Origin of the sequence: Rhodococcus koreensis (assembly GCF_017068375.1) — a bacterium.
GTDB lineage: Bacteria > Actinomycetota > Actinomycetes > Mycobacteriales > Mycobacteriaceae > Rhodococcus_F > Rhodococcus_F koreensis.
Genome location: NZ_CP070610.1, coordinates 34,578 through 49,969 on the forward strand (window position 1 = coordinate 34,578; position 15,392 = coordinate 49,969).

Annotated in this window: 12 protein-coding genes, 1 tRNA gene and 2 pseudogenes; 3 read left to right on the plus strand and 12 right to left on the minus strand. The window is 66.4% G+C overall.

Annotated features, from left to right (window positions below):
• Positions 1–9: 9 nt before the first annotated feature.
• The 9 genes and pseudogenes from JWS14_RS41185 to JWS14_RS51960 all read right to left on the minus strand — a co-directional run.
• Positions 10–444, minus strand: a pseudogene (locus tag JWS14_RS41185) (transposase); the annotation flags it as partial.
• 27 nt (positions 445–471) lie between these two features.
• Complete coding sequence (locus tag JWS14_RS41190) at positions 472–2,808, minus strand: tyrosine-type recombinase/integrase (protein ID WP_241031731.1); 2,337 nt, start codon at positions 2,806–2,808, stop codon at positions 472–474.
• Positions 2,805–3,860: a tyrosine-type recombinase/integrase gene (locus JWS14_RS41195; RefSeq protein WP_206016336.1), complete on the minus strand. Its 1,056-nt coding sequence runs from the start codon at positions 3,858–3,860 to the stop codon at positions 2,805–2,807. Before JWS14_RS41195 ends, JWS14_RS41190 begins: the two co-directional genes overlap by 4 nt.
• An 82-nt stretch (positions 3,861–3,942) precedes the next feature.
• Positions 3,943–4,724 (minus strand): annotated as a pseudogene (locus JWS14_RS41200) (transposase); the annotation flags it as partial.
• Positions 4,725–4,771: 47 nt separating this feature from the next.
• The gene (locus JWS14_RS41205; protein WP_206016986.1) at positions 4,772–5,281 is read right to left on the minus strand and encodes a ribbon-helix-helix protein, CopG family; all 510 of its coding nucleotides are present in this window, start codon (positions 5,279–5,281) and stop codon (positions 4,772–4,774) included.
• A 301-nt stretch (positions 5,282–5,582) separates the two neighbouring features.
• Positions 5,583–6,869: an Lsr2 family DNA-binding protein gene (locus JWS14_RS41210; protein ID WP_206016337.1), complete on the minus strand. Its 1,287-nt coding sequence runs from the start codon at positions 6,867–6,869 to the stop codon at positions 5,583–5,585.
• 629 nt (positions 6,870–7,498) lie between these two features.
• Positions 7,499–8,164, minus strand: coding sequence for a PIN domain-containing protein (locus JWS14_RS41215; RefSeq protein WP_206016917.1), 666 nt, complete (start codon positions 8,162–8,164; stop codon positions 7,499–7,501).
• Positions 8,161–8,571 (minus strand): helix-turn-helix domain-containing protein, encoded by a 411-nt coding sequence (locus JWS14_RS41220; protein ID WP_206016338.1) that lies wholly within the window; start codon positions 8,569–8,571, stop codon positions 8,161–8,163. The genes JWS14_RS41215 and JWS14_RS41220 overlap by 4 nt, the downstream gene beginning before the upstream one ends.
• 82 nt (positions 8,572–8,653) lie before the next feature.
• Positions 8,654–9,664 (minus strand): DUF3109 family protein, encoded by a 1,011-nt coding sequence (locus JWS14_RS51960; protein WP_420855163.1) that lies wholly within the window; start codon positions 9,662–9,664, stop codon positions 8,654–8,656.
• Positions 9,665–9,934: 270 nt separating this feature from the next.
• On the opposite strand from JWS14_RS51960, the gene JWS14_RS41230 reads away from it, so the two are divergent.
• Positions 9,935–10,972: an alpha/beta fold hydrolase gene (locus tag JWS14_RS41230; RefSeq protein WP_206016339.1), complete on the plus strand. Its 1,038-nt coding sequence runs from the start codon at positions 9,935–9,937 to the stop codon at positions 10,970–10,972.
• Between the two features lie 217 nt (positions 10,973–11,189).
• On the opposite strand, the gene JWS14_RS41235 is transcribed toward JWS14_RS41230, so the two are convergent.
• From JWS14_RS41235 to JWS14_RS41245, 3 genes are all read right to left on the minus strand, one after another.
• A tRNA-Ile gene (locus JWS14_RS41235) sits at positions 11,190–11,263 on the minus strand.
• Positions 11,264–11,348: 85 nt separating this feature from the next.
• Entirely contained in the window at positions 11,349–11,696 is a 348-nt protein-coding gene (locus JWS14_RS41240) for a hypothetical protein (RefSeq protein ID WP_206016340.1), read from the minus strand.
• A gap of 796 nt (positions 11,697–12,492) precedes the next feature.
• On the minus strand, positions 12,493–13,785 hold the full coding sequence (locus JWS14_RS41245; protein ID WP_206016341.1) for a helix-turn-helix transcriptional regulator: 1,293 nt from the start codon (positions 13,783–13,785) through the stop codon (positions 12,493–12,495).
• A gap of 148 nt (positions 13,786–13,933) precedes the next feature.
• Here JWS14_RS41245 and hxlB point away from each other — a divergent pair, with 148 nt between their 5' ends.
• Complete coding sequence (gene hxlB, locus JWS14_RS41250) at positions 13,934–14,515, plus strand: 6-phospho-3-hexuloisomerase (RefSeq protein ID WP_095869901.1); 582 nt, start codon at positions 13,934–13,936, stop codon at positions 14,513–14,515.
• A gap of 47 nt (positions 14,516–14,562) precedes the next feature.
• A complete protein-coding gene (hxlA, locus tag JWS14_RS41255; protein ID WP_095869900.1) occupies positions 14,563–15,192 on the plus strand; it encodes a 3-hexulose-6-phosphate synthase in 630 nt (209 codons plus the stop codon).
• Positions 15,193–15,392: the final 200 nt, after the last annotated feature.

A 15,392-nucleotide genomic window follows, 5' to 3' on the forward strand; every position in this document is an offset into this window, starting at 1 on the left:
TGTGCAGTTTCAGGCCGCGTGTGCGGTCTGATGGAGCGTCTCATATTCGACGGGTGTCAGTCGACCGAGACCGCGTTGCCGGCGACGCCGGTGGTAGGTCTTCTCGATCCACTCGACGATCGCCAACCGTAGTTCCTCACGGCTGCTCCAGCGGCGACGGTCGAGGACATTGCGTTGCAGCAACGCGAAGAACGATTCCATCGCGGCATTGTCACCACATGCCCCCACCTTCCCCATTGATCCTTGTAAACCATTGCAGGTCAGCAATTCTACGAAGATCCCGGAACGGAACTGGCTGCCGCGATCGGAATGTACGACGGTGCCGTCCGGTCCGCGGAGCGCAATGGCATTTCGCAGCGCCGAACATGCCAGGTCCGCGGTCATCCGGTCGGCGATCGAATAGCCGACGATCCGGGTGGAGAAGCAGTCCTTGATCGCGCAGATTATGTGGAATCAAGATTGTCAAGTTCATCAGGGTTTCCCGGGTCGGACTTGCACGATCGGCAGCAGGGTCACGGTCGCGGGGGTACCGAGCTCACGCGGGGTGGGCCCGGCGGGTGTGGGGACGTCGGTGAGCCGGTCGAGCAGGGCGGTGACTGCGGTGTGTCCGTCGTCGACGGCTGCGCGCTCGTCGTCGGTAAGCGGGATGCTGGCGAGCATGCGCTGCAGGTTGCCGCTCGCCTCGAGCAGCTGGGCTTTGCTGGAGTCTTTCGGGGTGTAGAAGTCGCAGCGTGCGCAGGCCATCCTGTGCTGACACTGCTCGAAAAAGCTGTAGCTGCACCATCCGTGGCCGAGGTCGTAGTGCTGCCAGGGCTGCCCGGCGGCGGCGGCGCCGGAAGTGACGGCATCGCGGTCCAGCAGCACCTCGATGGTGCGCACGTTGCGGGCGAAGTAACCGGCTTCGGTGTAGGCCTTGGAAAGGGTGTTCGGGCTGATCTTCGCGTAATGCTGCGTGGCGGTCGGGGTGCGATGTCCGAGCCATGCCTGCAGCTCGAACAGCGTCATCGGTTCCTTGGCGTTGTAGAGTTGGGTCGCGATCGTGGACCGGGCCCGGTGACTGGTGATGTTGCCGCGGACGTCGCTGCTCGGGACACCGGCCTTGGCGCAGAGCGCAGGGATGATCGTGCGGTTGATGTAGTTCTTCGCGACCGGGTGCGCGCGGACAGCGAAGAGCATGTCCACCTGTTCGCTGGTCTTGCGGTCGAGCGTCGTCGGCTGAGGCGGGCGCAGCGCCTGCCAGGCCTCGATCGCCTGTCCCAGTAGAGGATCGACGGGTTTGGTGAACGCGGTGCCGGTCTTGTGGACGGGCACGTCGAGCAGGCAGACGGCGTCCTCGGCGAGCACGTCGGGCGAGTCGGCAGCAATGGGCTGACCGTTGTGTTGCCAGCGCACGCAGCCGATTCGAAGGCGGGACAACTCGTCGCTGCGCAGGCCGCTGAACAGCCAGGTCAGCGTGATCGCCCGGATCAGCTCCATCGGGTAGTAGGTGTCGGCGGAGTTGCCGGGCAGATGGTCCTGGTCGAGGTTCAGCCCGGCCCAGAGCAGTTTCGCCCAGACCTCGTCGGCGATGACGCGTGGGTTGGTGCCGATCAGCGCGGACACGCTGCGGGGTACCGCAAGTGCCCGGGCCGGGTCGAAGCGGCGACCGATCCACTCCCACTCCTGGCAGTCGCGGAAGAAGGTGCGGGTCGCCATCAGGTTGTGGGCCTTGGTGCGCGGGGAGATCGGTGTTCCAGCACGGGTGTGGAGGTGGTCGCGTCGCTGGACGTAGTCGCCGACGTTCATGCGGTCCACGGCCGCGACCCAGGCGGCGCACGTCTGACGGGTCCATTGCCCGGGTTCGGTGATCTCAGGATGTTCTGCGACCAACCATCGCCCGGCCTTGGCCATGATGGTGCGCACGGCGGCGCGGACCCGCGGGGTGAGCGTCGAGGTGTCGTGCCAGCGTTCGACCCAGCCGGCCCAGGCTGTGGCAGTGCCCTCGATGCCGGGTGCGTGGTGGTGCCCGGTGCGCACCGGCGGGTCGCAGTGTCCGAGTGCGGCGACCGCACGTTGCAGCGCGTAGAGCATCTCGCCGTGGTGGTCACCTGTTGCCGGATGCGCGCGCAGCCGCTCGAACGCCGCGGTGTCCAGGTCCTCCAACCTGGGGCTGCGGTTGATCAGCAGCGCCTGGCTGAACACCCCACGCAGGCGGTGCTTGCCGCTCGCGGCGCCGCGGTAGCCCCACTGGTCCAGGACCGCGCTGGCCTGGCGCATCGACTCCTCGACAATCCCGGCGCCGAAGACGAAGCGGGCCAGGTGCAGCCGGTTGAACGTGCCCAACAGCTGGAAGTCGTCGAAGCCGCCGAGCAGATAGGCCAGCGCGAGCAGGAAGGGACGCACCGTGGTCTCGGTCGGCAGTTCCCTGGCTGCGACGAAGGCCTCGGCGCTCGAACCACACAGCTGCGCCCAGTCCTCGGTCGTCCACGCCCAGTAGGACCGGCTCGTGTCCACGCAGTTCTGCAAGATGATCGCGGCCGCGTGCGCCCCGGCCCGGCGAAACCGGGTGTCATCGCCATGATGCAACCCGGCCCGCGCGGTGTCGAGCGGCTCGACGAGACGGGCCAGCGCCGTCCAGTGGGTCGCGGTCCGGCGTGGGATTCCCCGTGCTCTGTTGCGGCGCAATGCCTTCGGGCCCAACTCGCGCAGAGCGCGGTGCTCCGCATCGGTCAGCTCCCCCCGCTGGTCGTAGCGTTCGAGGGACAACGGAAACGTCCACCCCGGCTGCATGGCTTCCGTCTTGCCGACGGCACGAACCGCGGCGGTCACGCCGGACCCGTCCCGTCGGCATCGGCTGCGGTGAGCATGCTGATGCGCTGCGCATGCAGGTGCGTCATCGAACGATTCAGCTTTTCCGCAAGATCCCGGCCCGACAGGTGAATGTAGGTCAGTGTCGACTCGGTGGAACGGTGCCCGGCGAACGTTGCGATTGCGTGCAGCTCCCAGCCCATCCGGGCCAGGTCGGTCAGACACAGGTGTCGGGTGGTGTGCGTGGAGAACTGCGGAACATCAGCAGCCAACGCGACCCGCCGCACCACCTTCGACCAGCTCCACAAGCTCAGCGGTTCACCGTAATTGCGCCGTGACTCGGACAAGAACAGCGGCCCCCGGGCGCGGCTGATCCCGGCCCGGTGCGCGAGGTAGCCCGACAGCAGCACCCCGGTCGCCGCCGAGTACGGCACCACCCGCCCCCGACGGGTCTTGGTCGTCTCCGCCCGCACCCGCAGCGTGCGGTGCGCGGGATCGAGATCGTCGGTGCGCAGCGAGCACAGCTCTTCACGGCGAAGCGCCGAGTCGTAGGCCAGCGCCAGCATCAGCCGGTTACGGATCGGCTCGAGCCGGAACGCGTCAAGCAGCTGGAACCACTCGGCCTCGCCGGGGATCCAGGGCAACTTGACCATCCGCGGGACCAGCGGCCGGGACTGCCCACCGAAGTGCCGGCCCGGCGTGTAACGCCCGCGACCGACCGGGTTGGACTCGCGCACGCCCTCCTCGACCAGGAAGTCGTAGAACAACCGCACCGGAACCAGCCGCTGCTGCAGCGTCGCGTTCGCCAGACCCGAACCCGAGTCCAACGCGACAACGTTGGTACCGCGTCGGCTCGGGCGAGTCCGCAACTCCCTTACAAACAGGGCGATTTGGGCCCGGGTGGCAACAACCGGGTCGATGCCCTCGCGATCGCAGACCAGCAGATACTCGGCCAGGCCGCGCGCATACGCGTCGATCGTGCGAGGCGCCCGCCCCAGATCGGTCCAGATCCGCAACCACTCGGCCGCCCGCTCGTGCCGGCACAGCACCGGCCACTTCTCCTCCAAGTTCATCGACACAGTCAACAGGGCCCCTCAGCTCGTGGTGACACCGCGGGACGAACAACCCGCCCCCGGCGTGATTCCACGTAACTAATAGGTAGAGCTTGCCCTCATCGGTCCAGTGCTCGGTGATGTCGGTCAACCACAACCGGTCGGGCTGCTTCGCGGTGAACTGCCGCCTGACGAGGTCGTCATGGACCGGTGGCCCGGAGCGACGATGAAGTCCTCGCTTCTTGGCGAACACCGAGAAGATCCGCTGCTGCGAACACAGCCGGTGGACGCGGTTCTCGCCGGCGACGATGCCGTGGGTGGGTAGTTCGTCGGCGATGAACCGGTATCCGAATTCCGGGTCGCCGGCGTGGATATCGAGTGCGGCGTTGATCAGATGGGCATCGTCCCAGTCCCGTCGGGACACGGGATCGGTGTTCCACTTGTAGAACGCTTGCCGGGAGAATCCCAGCACCCGGCAGGTCACCGCGACGGCGATACCGTCGGCGGCAAGTTCACGGACCAGCGGGAACATCATTTTACGTAGTCATGCCGAGGTGTCCAGTTCAGTGGTCGGAAGCGGGTTGTTTCCGACTTTGAAAAGGGTAACGGGTTGACGTCCCTCGATAGGTAGGCCACCGCCCGGCGCATCACCTCCGCTTCCTGTTCGAGCAGCCGGATACGTTTGCGGGCCTCGCGGAGCTCGTCGGATTCGTCTCGTGTGAGGCCCGGTCGGGTGCCGTCCTCGATGTCGGCCTTGCGCAGCCAGTTCTTCAGGCAAGTCTCGGAGATCCCGAAATCTTTCGCGATCTGCTCCAGCGGGGCTTCGCGTTTGCGGGCCACGGCGACGACGTCGCGGCGGAACTCTTCCGGGTACGGCTTTGGCATGTCGATCATCCTTCCACCGTGAGGGCAGATCCCTCACAGGTCAGGTGTCAACCAGAGCCGGGGCAGTCCCGTTCGTCGTCGAGGGCGACGTCGACCCGGGCTGTGCGCGGCGGGGCGGCGACGCGGCGTGCCTGCGCCAGGGCCTCATCGGCCGCCGGGTTCTCGATGAGTCGGCGAATCCCAACCCGCAGCAGCGCGGACATCCGGCGGGGACCGTACTCGTCCGCCAGCTCCTCGAGGCGGCGTTTGGTGTCCTCATCGAACCGGAAGACATGCCGTTTCCCGAACGGGTTCCCCTGCGGGCTCGGCGCCCTCCTAGCGGCAGGCGGGTGGGTGGCCCGGTTTGCGGCCGCGGTCTGCCGGCGGCGGGTGTTCCGGGCGATCAGCAGGTCCCGGTTCGCGTCCCCGCGGTAGATCCCCTCGGTCACCGCCTGATCGAGGTCACGCCAGTTCGCCAGGAGCTGGCGGGCGGCCAGGCGAATGAGTTCGGCGCGGTCGGAGTCGAGCCGACCGGCGAGTGCGTCGAGCGCATGCGCGCACCCGTCGCCCCACGACAAGATACAGCGTCCTGACCGAGCACCGTCGCCGGCGTGTCGACCCGGCTTTCACTGTGCGGGCCGTCATCCGGATTGGTGCTCGATGCCGTGGCCCGGGTCGGGAGGCTCGTCGTGAGATCTGACCAGGGTGGACCGTCAGTGCGGCGCAGCATCCTGGTCACGGAGGAGGGACTTGGCGTTCGAGCAACTCGGCAAGCTCCTCGATGGTGACCTCCACGGTGCCGAACATATGATCACCCGAACGGCGTACCGCGGCAACAAGAGTCGGTCGGTCACGCTCAGTAGCGGACCCCCACCCGTTTCAACCGAGCGGGAGCGGCAACTTTGACGCAGCGTCATGGAAGGCTCGCACAATCGCGGCCGAAATCCGACCGCGGAAGGACACTTTACGGCCCTCCCTGATTGCCCACTCGCGAATCTCCTTGGTCGTCGCCTTCGCCGGAGCGGTGCCCGCCGCCGCTCCCGTCACCGGAGCCTTCTTCACGGCCGTCGCATCAGCAGCCGACTCCACAGCCGCCGACTTCGCGACCGACGTCTTCGCGACGGACGTCTTCGCCGGAGCCTTCCTCGCGGCCTTCTTCTTCACGGCCGTCGTCTCCGCGACCGACTCCACAGCCGCCGTCTTCGCCGCTGCCGTCGTCTCCGGGACCGACGTCTTCGCCGAAGCCTTGCTGACCGCCGACGCGCTCTTCGCCGGCGCCTTAGTCGCGACAATCTTCTCCGCGGCCGTCGTCTTCGGCGCTGCGGCCGTCGTCTTCGGCGCTGTTGTCTTCGCCGGAGTCTTCTTCGCAACCACCTTCTTCGCCGGCGCCTTAGTCGCGACAATCTTCTCCGCGGCCGTCGTCTTCGGCGCTGCGGCCGTCGTCTTCGGCGCTGTTGTCTTCGCCGGAGTCTTCTTCGCAACCACCTTCTTCGCCGGAGTCTTCTTCGCAACCGCGTTCTCCGCAGCCACCTTCTTCGCCGCGGCTGTCTTCTTCGCGGCTACCTTCCTCGCGGGCGCCGTTTCTGCCTGAGCGTCATGGAAAGCTTGCTCGATCTCGGCCGAAATCCGACCGCGAGGCGACACGTCACGGCCCTCTCCGATCGCCCACTCGCGAATCTCCTTGGTCGTCGCCTTCGCCGGAGCCTTGCGGACCGCCGCCGCGCTCTTCGCCGGCGCCTTCGTCGCGGCTATCTTCTCCGCGGCCGTCGTCTTCGGCGCTGTTGTCTTCGCCGGAGCCTTCTTCGCAACCACCTTCTTCGCCGCCGGTGCCTTCTTCGCGACTGCCTTCGTCGCGTCCGTCTTCTTCGCGACCGACTTCTTCGCGGCAGTCTTCCTCGCCGCCGGTGCCTTCTTGGCGACTGCCTTCGTCGCGTCTGTCTTCCTCGCGACCGACTTCTTCGCGGCAGTCTTCCTCGCGACCGACTTCTTCGCGGCTACCTTCCTCGCTGGCGCCGTTTCTGCCTGAGCGTCATGGAAGGCTCGCTCGATCTCGGCCGGAATCCGACCGCGGGGCGACACTTCACGGCCCTCTCCGATCGCCCACTGACGGATCTCCTTGGTCGTCCTCTTCGCCGAACCTTCGGAATTCCTCGGTGATACCGCCATCGTGCTCTCCTTCTACATCGGCAATCGTCGACCGCACACAGTAACGGCAAGTCCGTCTCCGTACTGAGGGAGCTCACCCGAACTGACATTTTCAACTGTCTAAAGACATTGTCCATGGGGGCAGACCAACACGACCCACTTGAAGCTCAACCTCACATTCACCGACCTTCGTGCAGGACCAGCGTGGCTCGCCATGGCACAGGCTAATCTCCAATGACATTCCGACATTGCTTCAGCGGCTGCGGATTTGATGTGGCGGCAATGACAATTTCTGGGTTCAGGACGGCGAGCGGACGTGCGTCTTACGGCCCACCATCTACTCACCGACGACTGTGCCCGCAATTCCGGCGGTGCAGCGTCTCCCGAACTCTGGACGCAGCGGTACCGAACCCTACGGCGCAGGCGCGCGCTGGGGCGGCCCCACGGCACCAGTCCGCCCGATCCGACCGCGAATCACTTTTTGGTCGACGAGTCCTGTCGCACCGGTACCGCGCCTCCCGCGATCGCCTGCGAGATCCAGGTGGCCACACGCTGGAGTATCTCGGTGGGAGGCCGAGCTGATCTCGTCGCCCAGCGGCCACTATCTACGCGCGACGCAATCACTAAATGCCAAGCCGGACCGTAAGCGGTCATTCGGCGGTGGCAGTGAGCGGACGCGCAAGCGCTTCGGCGACGGCTCGACTGCGCATCATTTCACGGATCAGATGCGCGAATTGTGTTGCCCCAGAGGCATCCAAAGAGGCAGGGAGGTTGAATGCGCCGCCGCGCCGACGGTGATAGTCGATCTGCTCGAGCAGCACTTCACGCACCGCCGCAGGTGAGTTCTGGTTCACCAGCATGAGGAAGTCGTCCGCCGTGTACACCTCGTAGGTGAGGATCTCGTCGTTCGCTGCAGCAAAGTCCAGGAAGCGTTTGTCGTCGGTCACGACGTACTGGACGCCACCGTGCACGGCGGCGGCGTGCAGGTGGGCGTCGTAGTCGTCGGTGTACGCGAGGCCGGAATCGATGACGTAGCCCTTGATCCGGCCGTTTCGCGCCACCGCGATGATACGGTCCCGGATGCCGCCGACCTGCGCGTCGGAGTAGTGCGGGTGCTTCTTCCGGATGTGGTAGACCAGCTCCGCGAGGATGTCCTCGGTCCACGTCAAGTGGAACATCGGCGCTTTCCGGAAAGCGAGGAGGCATATCCAGTCTCGGAGTGTCCTCGAATAGAGGACGTTTGCATCCGTCAGAACCCCTGCGCTCACCCGACGAGGATAGACGCAGAGATCCCGTGGACTCCGAGCACCGGTCAGTACGTCATGCCTTCTGAATCTTCGAACGCGCGAAGGTCGTCGAACGCTGCTCGCTGCGTGGCACGCTGCCGCTCTTGGTAGGCGATCACATCACTGCTCTTCAACCGGGTGTGGGTGCCGACTTTGTGGGCGGGGATCTCGCCCTCGCCGATGAGCTTCATCAGTGTCGGGCGGGAGATGTCCAGCATCTGGGCCGCGGTCGTGGTGGTGACCTCACTCGGCACCGACCCGATCGTGACGGTGCCGCCAGCGGCAACGACCGCCACCACCGCGGTGAGGATCCGCGCAAGCTCCGGGGGTACCGCCGACTCCAGGCTGACCGGATCTACGGAGCCGGCCTGCTCAACCTCCGTGGACGTGACCGTGAGGGTGGTCTTCGCGGCACGATCGGTCACAACTGCGCTCATCTCAAGCACCTCCTATGCACAAATCGTAGCGATTTGCACTTATAAGTGCAAACTACTTGGTTCGCGCGCTCCCAACAACCCATCAGCGGGACTTCTTCTCGGCGGCCGCGGTCGCCGGATGCACGGCAACCAGGCCGAGGCCCTGCCGCCGCTTACACAGCCGCGCCAGCTCCCGATACGCGGCCTCGCCGAGCAACTCGGTGAGCTCCGGCGCATACGACTGCCACACCGCCATGGCGCCGACGTGCGCGTCCGGCGAGCCGGAGCAGTACCAGTCCAGGTCCGCGCCGCCCTCACCCCAACCACGGCGGTCGTACTCGGTGATCGTCGTCTTCAGGACCTGCTCGCCGTCGGGTCGCTCCACCCATTCCTGGGTGCGCCGGATCGGCAGCTGCCAACACACTTCCGGCTTCACCTCGAGCGGCTCGATACCACGCTCGAGCGCCATCGCATGCAGCGCGCACCCGATGCCACCCTCGAAGCCGGGACGGTTGAGAAAGATGCACGCACCCTTGTAGCGGCGGGTCCGCAGCGCCGGCTCGCCGTCGGGTCGCTCCACCCATTCCTGGGTGCGCCGGATCGGCAGCTGCCAACACACGTCCGGCTTCACCTCGAGCGGCTCGATGCCACGCTCGAGTGCCATCGCATGCAGCGCGCACCCGATGCCACCCTCGAAGCCGGGACGGTTGAGGAAGATGCATGCACCCTTGTAACGGCGGGTCCGCAGCGCCGGCTCGCCGTCGAGCTCGTCCTCCTCGATGTACCCCCTCTTCCCGAGACCCTGCTTCCTGAACTGCCAGTCCTCGGGCCTGAGCAGCTTCACCGACTCGTGCAACCTCTCGACATCGTCCTCGTCGGTGAAGAACGCGCCGTGCGAGCAGCAGCCGTCGTCGGGTCGGCCCGCGATGATGCCCTGGCAGGCCGGGGTGCCGAACACGCAGGTCCAGTGCGAGAGCAGCCACGTCATGTCCGCGGCGATGAGATGCTCGGCGTCGTCGGGATCGAGGAACTCCACCCATTCCCGAGCGAAGTCGAGCCCAACCTCGGGGCTCGGCGTCATCTTCGGCGACGGCACCGGAATACCTGCTGCCACAAACCCCCACGGTAGCCGACCCACGTAACAGACAAGGACTGATCGGATCCCGTCCGGGAGCGAACAACACTCGACCCGAATCGCGCCGACGTGGGTGTAACGCCGCGGCCTCCAGCGCGAATAACCAGCGAACGTTCTCGCGTCTATGTCGGGGCACGAGGAGGCAACAACCCTCCTGATGTCGACACCCTCGGGTGGGGCGTGTCGTCACGTGTGTCGACGATGCAAAGCGAAGAATCGACGTAGAACGCGACAGTCGAGGAGGGTGCGATGAACCCCAGTCGCATACGCAGGCTCCGGCCGGTGCCCGACGCCGAGCCGCAGATGATGTTCCGCACCATCCACGGGTACCGACGCGCCTTCCGCATGACCGGTGACGGCCCCGCGCTGCTGCTCTTGCACGGCATCGGCGACAACTCGTCGACCTGGACCGAGATCATCCCGCACCTCGCCGAGAACTACACCCTGATCGCACCCGACCTACTCGGCCACGGACGCTCCGACAAACCCCGCGCCGACTATTCCGTCGCCGCCTACGCCAACGGCATGCGCGATCTACTCTCGACCCTGGGAATCGACCACGCCACCGTGATCGGACATTCGCTCGGCGGCGGCATCGCGATGCAGTTCGCCTACCAATTCCCACAAATGGTGGATCGGCTCATCCTGGTTTCCGCCGGCGGTATCACCACCGACGTTCACCCACTACTGCGCCTCGCGGCGACGCCGATCCTCAACGAGGCACTGAAATTGCTGCGCCTGCCCGGAGCGGTGCCCGCGGTGCGGTGGGTGGGAACCCTGTTGACTCGGCTGCACGGCACTGCCCTGCACCCCGGTGCGACGCTGCACGACACACCGGATCTGGTGCGGATCTTGACCGAACTGCCCGACCCCACCGCATACGAGGCCTACCTACGCACCCTGCGGGCGGTGGTCGACTGGCGCGGACAGACGGTAACCATGCTCGACCGCTGCTATCTGACGGCAAGTCTTCCTGTACAACTCATCTGGGGAGATCACGATACGGTCATCCCCGTCAGCCACGCCCACACCGCGCACGCGGCAATGCCGGATTCGCGGCTGGAAATCTTCCCGGGCGCCGGTCACTTCCCCTTCCGGGACGACCCCCTGCGCTTCCTCCACACCGTCGAGAAGTTCCTGTCCGATACGCGCCCATCGCCATTCGACGAGGCCAGGTGGCGGCAACGGCTCAACATCGGAACTATCGATACAGCTCTCACCCCCGACGTCTCCACGCGTGCCGCCGTGCTCGATGCGGTGGGATCCGCCGAACGCAGCGCCACCTGATACGGGCCCAGGTGACCGACGCCGGGCACAACACCCACCCGGTACCTGGGGTAGGTACCGCGCCGCGGCAGTCACCGGTCTGCAGCACCGTGTTCGAAAGATTCACCACCTACCGACCGGGAATCCGCCACGGCCATGTCACTGCCTCGCACACACTCGATCCGGGCGGCCTGACCCGTCCCTCCACCGGCCTGTTGAGGGCCGGCGATGAACGCGGTGGGGCGGGCGGGGCTCGAACCCGCGACCAATGGATTATGAGTCCACGGCTCTAACCGACTGAGCTACCGCCCCATCACCGCACTACCCCCACCATCGCGGGTGTGGCGATGCTACCGGCCACCCTGCTGTCCATCCCCGCCCGTGCCAAGGACAGTCTTCATGCGCGGCCGAAGAGCTGCCGCACGCCGCCGTCCTCATCGACCGCATACAGCGCCATCCCCAACAGATCCAGAATCCGCTGAGGTGCCCGCACACCAGCCTCCACCGAAAGCGGCTCGTCACAAACGACCAACGCAAACGACACCGACTGATCCGCCTCGCTCGGCATCCGCCGCACCAGCTGCCCGATCGCGGTATCGACATCCAACCCCGGCGCGGCGCTCGCACCCTTGACCTCGACGTAGAGCCGGTGGCCGTCCTTCTCTGCAACAATGTCGACGAAATCCGCATCGGTACGCACCGTCCACCCCTGAGACGACAACCACCCCGCGAAGTCCCGGGCCACGCGAGCCTCATCACCTCTCATACCGCCACGGTAAGCCAGAAACGTCAGTTCAAACCGTCTCATCCAAGCGACACGGACCCCACGGTGCGCGATAGGGCAGCCGCCGGACACGTTACGACTTGACATGCCCCGAAAGGTGCCGTGCGGTGAGACCGGCATTCATGACGATCCCGCCCGGAGCCCAATCCGTGTCGATCACGTAATCCTCTGTCTGCGGATGACATTCAGCGATACCGTGCCTGAAGCCAACGAGAAGTTGACTGTGCAGGCGACGAGCCGTGGACCGAGCCGCCGCGCACCTTGCAGTTCGTCGCCCGGGCCGGCGGACAGCACCGTGCCGGGCACGGCCCCGGAACCGGCTCTCAATGCGTATACACGCACGTTCGAAGGACGAATCAGACCGTGTAAGAACAAAACTGATTGGCCAGAGCTTTGTCCACCGAAACCTGACACTCCCACCGAACCACCAACCCGTTGTTGAAACGTGCATGCGTGGGCCTGGGGGCGAAGTGGCAGCATGCGGGCGAAGATCGCACACCGCATCACCGTGGTGAGGCTCTGAAGAGACGAAGAAAGCCCCTCCGGATCGGAGAGGCCCTCGTGCGAGGTGGGCGCGCAAGGCTGGAAACCGCTTGGTGGGGCTGCCTACAGGGGTACTTACGCCCCGGAGACCTCCTACACGAACCACTTCCCTCGGCTACTGCCTCAGGCACTGACATAATGCCGGTCAATGTTGCGTCGACGCAACCGCGGCACGGTTGACCTGGGCGTACGCCGCCTAGATGGGTTGTGGTCTCTAGCCTGGGCCGGGCGCTGGATGTGCCTCGCCGGAGACAATCCCCGCCCGGATCCCGATCGCGCTGGCTTCCCCACGGTTGGCGACGTCGAGTTTCTTGAGCACGCTGGCGACGTGGAACTTGATGGTGCTCTGGCTGATTCCGAGTTCTTCGGCGATGGCGCGGTTGCGTTTTCCCATTGCGAGGTGGGCGAGGACTTCGAGTTCGCGGGGGTTCAGTGTGGACAGCAGGTGCTCGTCCGGGCGCACGGCCGGGGGATCCAGGGGGATGGTCAGGGTGACCCGGCTCCCCCATCCGGCAATGGATTCGATGTCGATCCCACCACGCAAGGTGTGCAGCCGTCCGGCCAGCTGGCGTGTGAGGGCTGTTCGGTCGATTTCGCCGGGTCCCTGGTCGCGGACCTCGATGAGGACATTGTCGCCGTCGCAGTCCCACGCGATCCGCATTCGGGTCAGCACCGGTTGGGCGGTGAAGGCCAGGACGATGGCGCGGACCATCGCCCGCGCCGCGTGCGCCACCTCACCGGGGAGGGGGCGGCCGTCGGCGGGTGGGTCGACGTAGTCGACGTCGACGTCGCGGTGACGTAGCAGGGGGCGTAGTTCGCCTTGCAGTCTGGCGAACGCGGTGGTGACCGCCTCCTCGGAGTGGGCGCGGTCGGCGGCACCCGCGGACCGCAGCGCGATCAGTGCGGCCGATGCGGTCTCACTCGCGGTGATGCGGGATCTCCGGTCGTCGAGGTCGTTCGAGCGAAGGGTTCCGAGGATCGACGACAGGGTCGCCTCGTGGACCTCGGTCAGTTCGGCGATGGTGCGGGCGCGTTCACTCGACGCTGCCCGTGACTCGGCGAGATAGTCGGGGCTGGCCTGTGCCACCTGGTGCTGGATGGAGGTCGCGACGATCCCGAACACGGCTGCGACCTCATCGGGGTCGGGTGCGCCTGCCTGAGAGGGCCGCGGGACCAGGACGAGCAGGGTGTCGCCGGAGTCGCGGACCGCCCAGACTCGGCGGCGTCCACCTCCCAGCGAACGGATTCCGGCAAAGAGACCACCGGGTTCGATGGATTGTTTGATCTCGTCGAGTTCGTCGATGGTCACCCGGTCGACGATCTCGCGGTTTCCGGCGACTTTGCGGGGACGTCCGGTGCATTCACGGGTGAAGATCACCAGGGCGTCGTGCGGCCACCATCGGCCAAGGAACCGGGAGAAGCGGGCCGCGATGTCCGGGAGCGGTCCCGTGATCACCTTCCGCATCTCCACCCAGGCATCGCCCTGCAACCGAACCGAGTCCTCCACGCTTACCACCCGTCCACAGTATGGCCGGTAGCCGCGAGAAGGCACTGGCCAACCGGCCAGCCCGAACCGGCCGGCCGGCCGGGTGCCCGATCGCCTCGGGGTCGGCAGCCTTGTTCTCACACCCAGAACGGCTATACCGAGGAGGACCATGACCGTCACCGTCGAGCAGACACGCACACGGTTCAGTGACGGGCGCCGCATTGTGCTCGACGAGAACGTGCGCCTGCTCAATTCCGTTGCCGCAGAACAGTGGGACCGCGCCGGTTCGCTCATCACGTCCGCGCGCGCAGTGTTCGTGATCGGCAACGGGCGCAGCGGCCTGGCCGTCCAGATGGCCGCGATGCGGCTGATGCACCTTGGCCTGCGCGTCCACGTGGCCGGGGAGGTCACCGCCCCCGCCGTCGGCGGCGGCGATGTGCTGATCGCTGTCTCCGGGTCGGGCACCACCGCCTCGGTGGTCGGCGCCGCCGATACCGCGAAGACGGTGGGTGCCTCGGTGCTGGCCGTCACCACCGCTCCGGACTCGCCGCTCGCCCGGCGCGCCGACGAGGTCCTGCTCCTGCCCGCGGCCGACAAGCAGGACCACAGCGCCGCCATCACCGCCCAGTACGCGGGCAGCCTGTTCGAGCAGTCCGTGCTCCTCGCCTTCGACGCCCTGTTCCAGGCGCTGTGGCACAACGTCGATCAGACCGCCGAGCGGCTGTGGGAACGCCACGCCAACATCGGCTGAGCGACCCCTACCCCAAATCCCCAACAGAAGATAACCAGGAGAAACACATGACGAAGCTGCAGGTTGCAGTCGATCTGCTCACCACCGCCGACGCGCTGGCCCTGACCAACAAGGTCGCCCCGTACGTCGACATCATCGAACTCGGAACCCCGCTGATCAAGAGCGCCGGCCTCAGCGCCATCAGCGCGATCAAGGCGGCGCACCCGGACAAGGAGGTCTTCGCCGACCTCAAGACCGCCGACGCCGGCTTCCTCGAGGCCGACCTGGCCTTCTCCGCCGGCGCAGACCTGGTCACCGTCCTCGGCGCCGCCGGTGATGCCACCATCAAGGGTGCCGTCGAGGCAGGGCAGAAGCACGGCAAGAAGGTCGTCGCCGATCTGATCGGCGTCGAGAACCGTGTCGAGCGAGCCCGCGAGATCGCCAAGCTCGGTGTCGCGTTCGTCGAGATCCACGCCGGCCTCGACGAGCAGGCCCAGCCCGGGTACTCGATCCAGACCCTCCTCGACGACGGCAAGATCGCCGGTGTCCCGTTCTCCGTCGCCGGTGGCGTGAAGGTCGACACCATCGCCGCCGTCCGTGACGCCGGTGCCGCCGTCGCCGTCGCCGGTGGTGCCATCTACAGCGCCGAGGACCCCGCCGCGGCGGCGAAGGCCCTCAAGGACGCCCTTACCAAGTAGTCCTGCGTGCACGAAAGGCCCCGAACATGTTCGTGTTCGGGGCCTTTCGCCGTATGGTGTGGTGCTGTCACTGAGTGAGCGTGGAGCGGTGTTCGAGGACCGTTCCGCAGCCATCGCGTCAACGGAGTTCGCTCTCAACACGCAGAGCAGGTCCCCAGCTGGGTCCGGTGGGGCCGAGGAGCATCCGCAACGAGCACCGG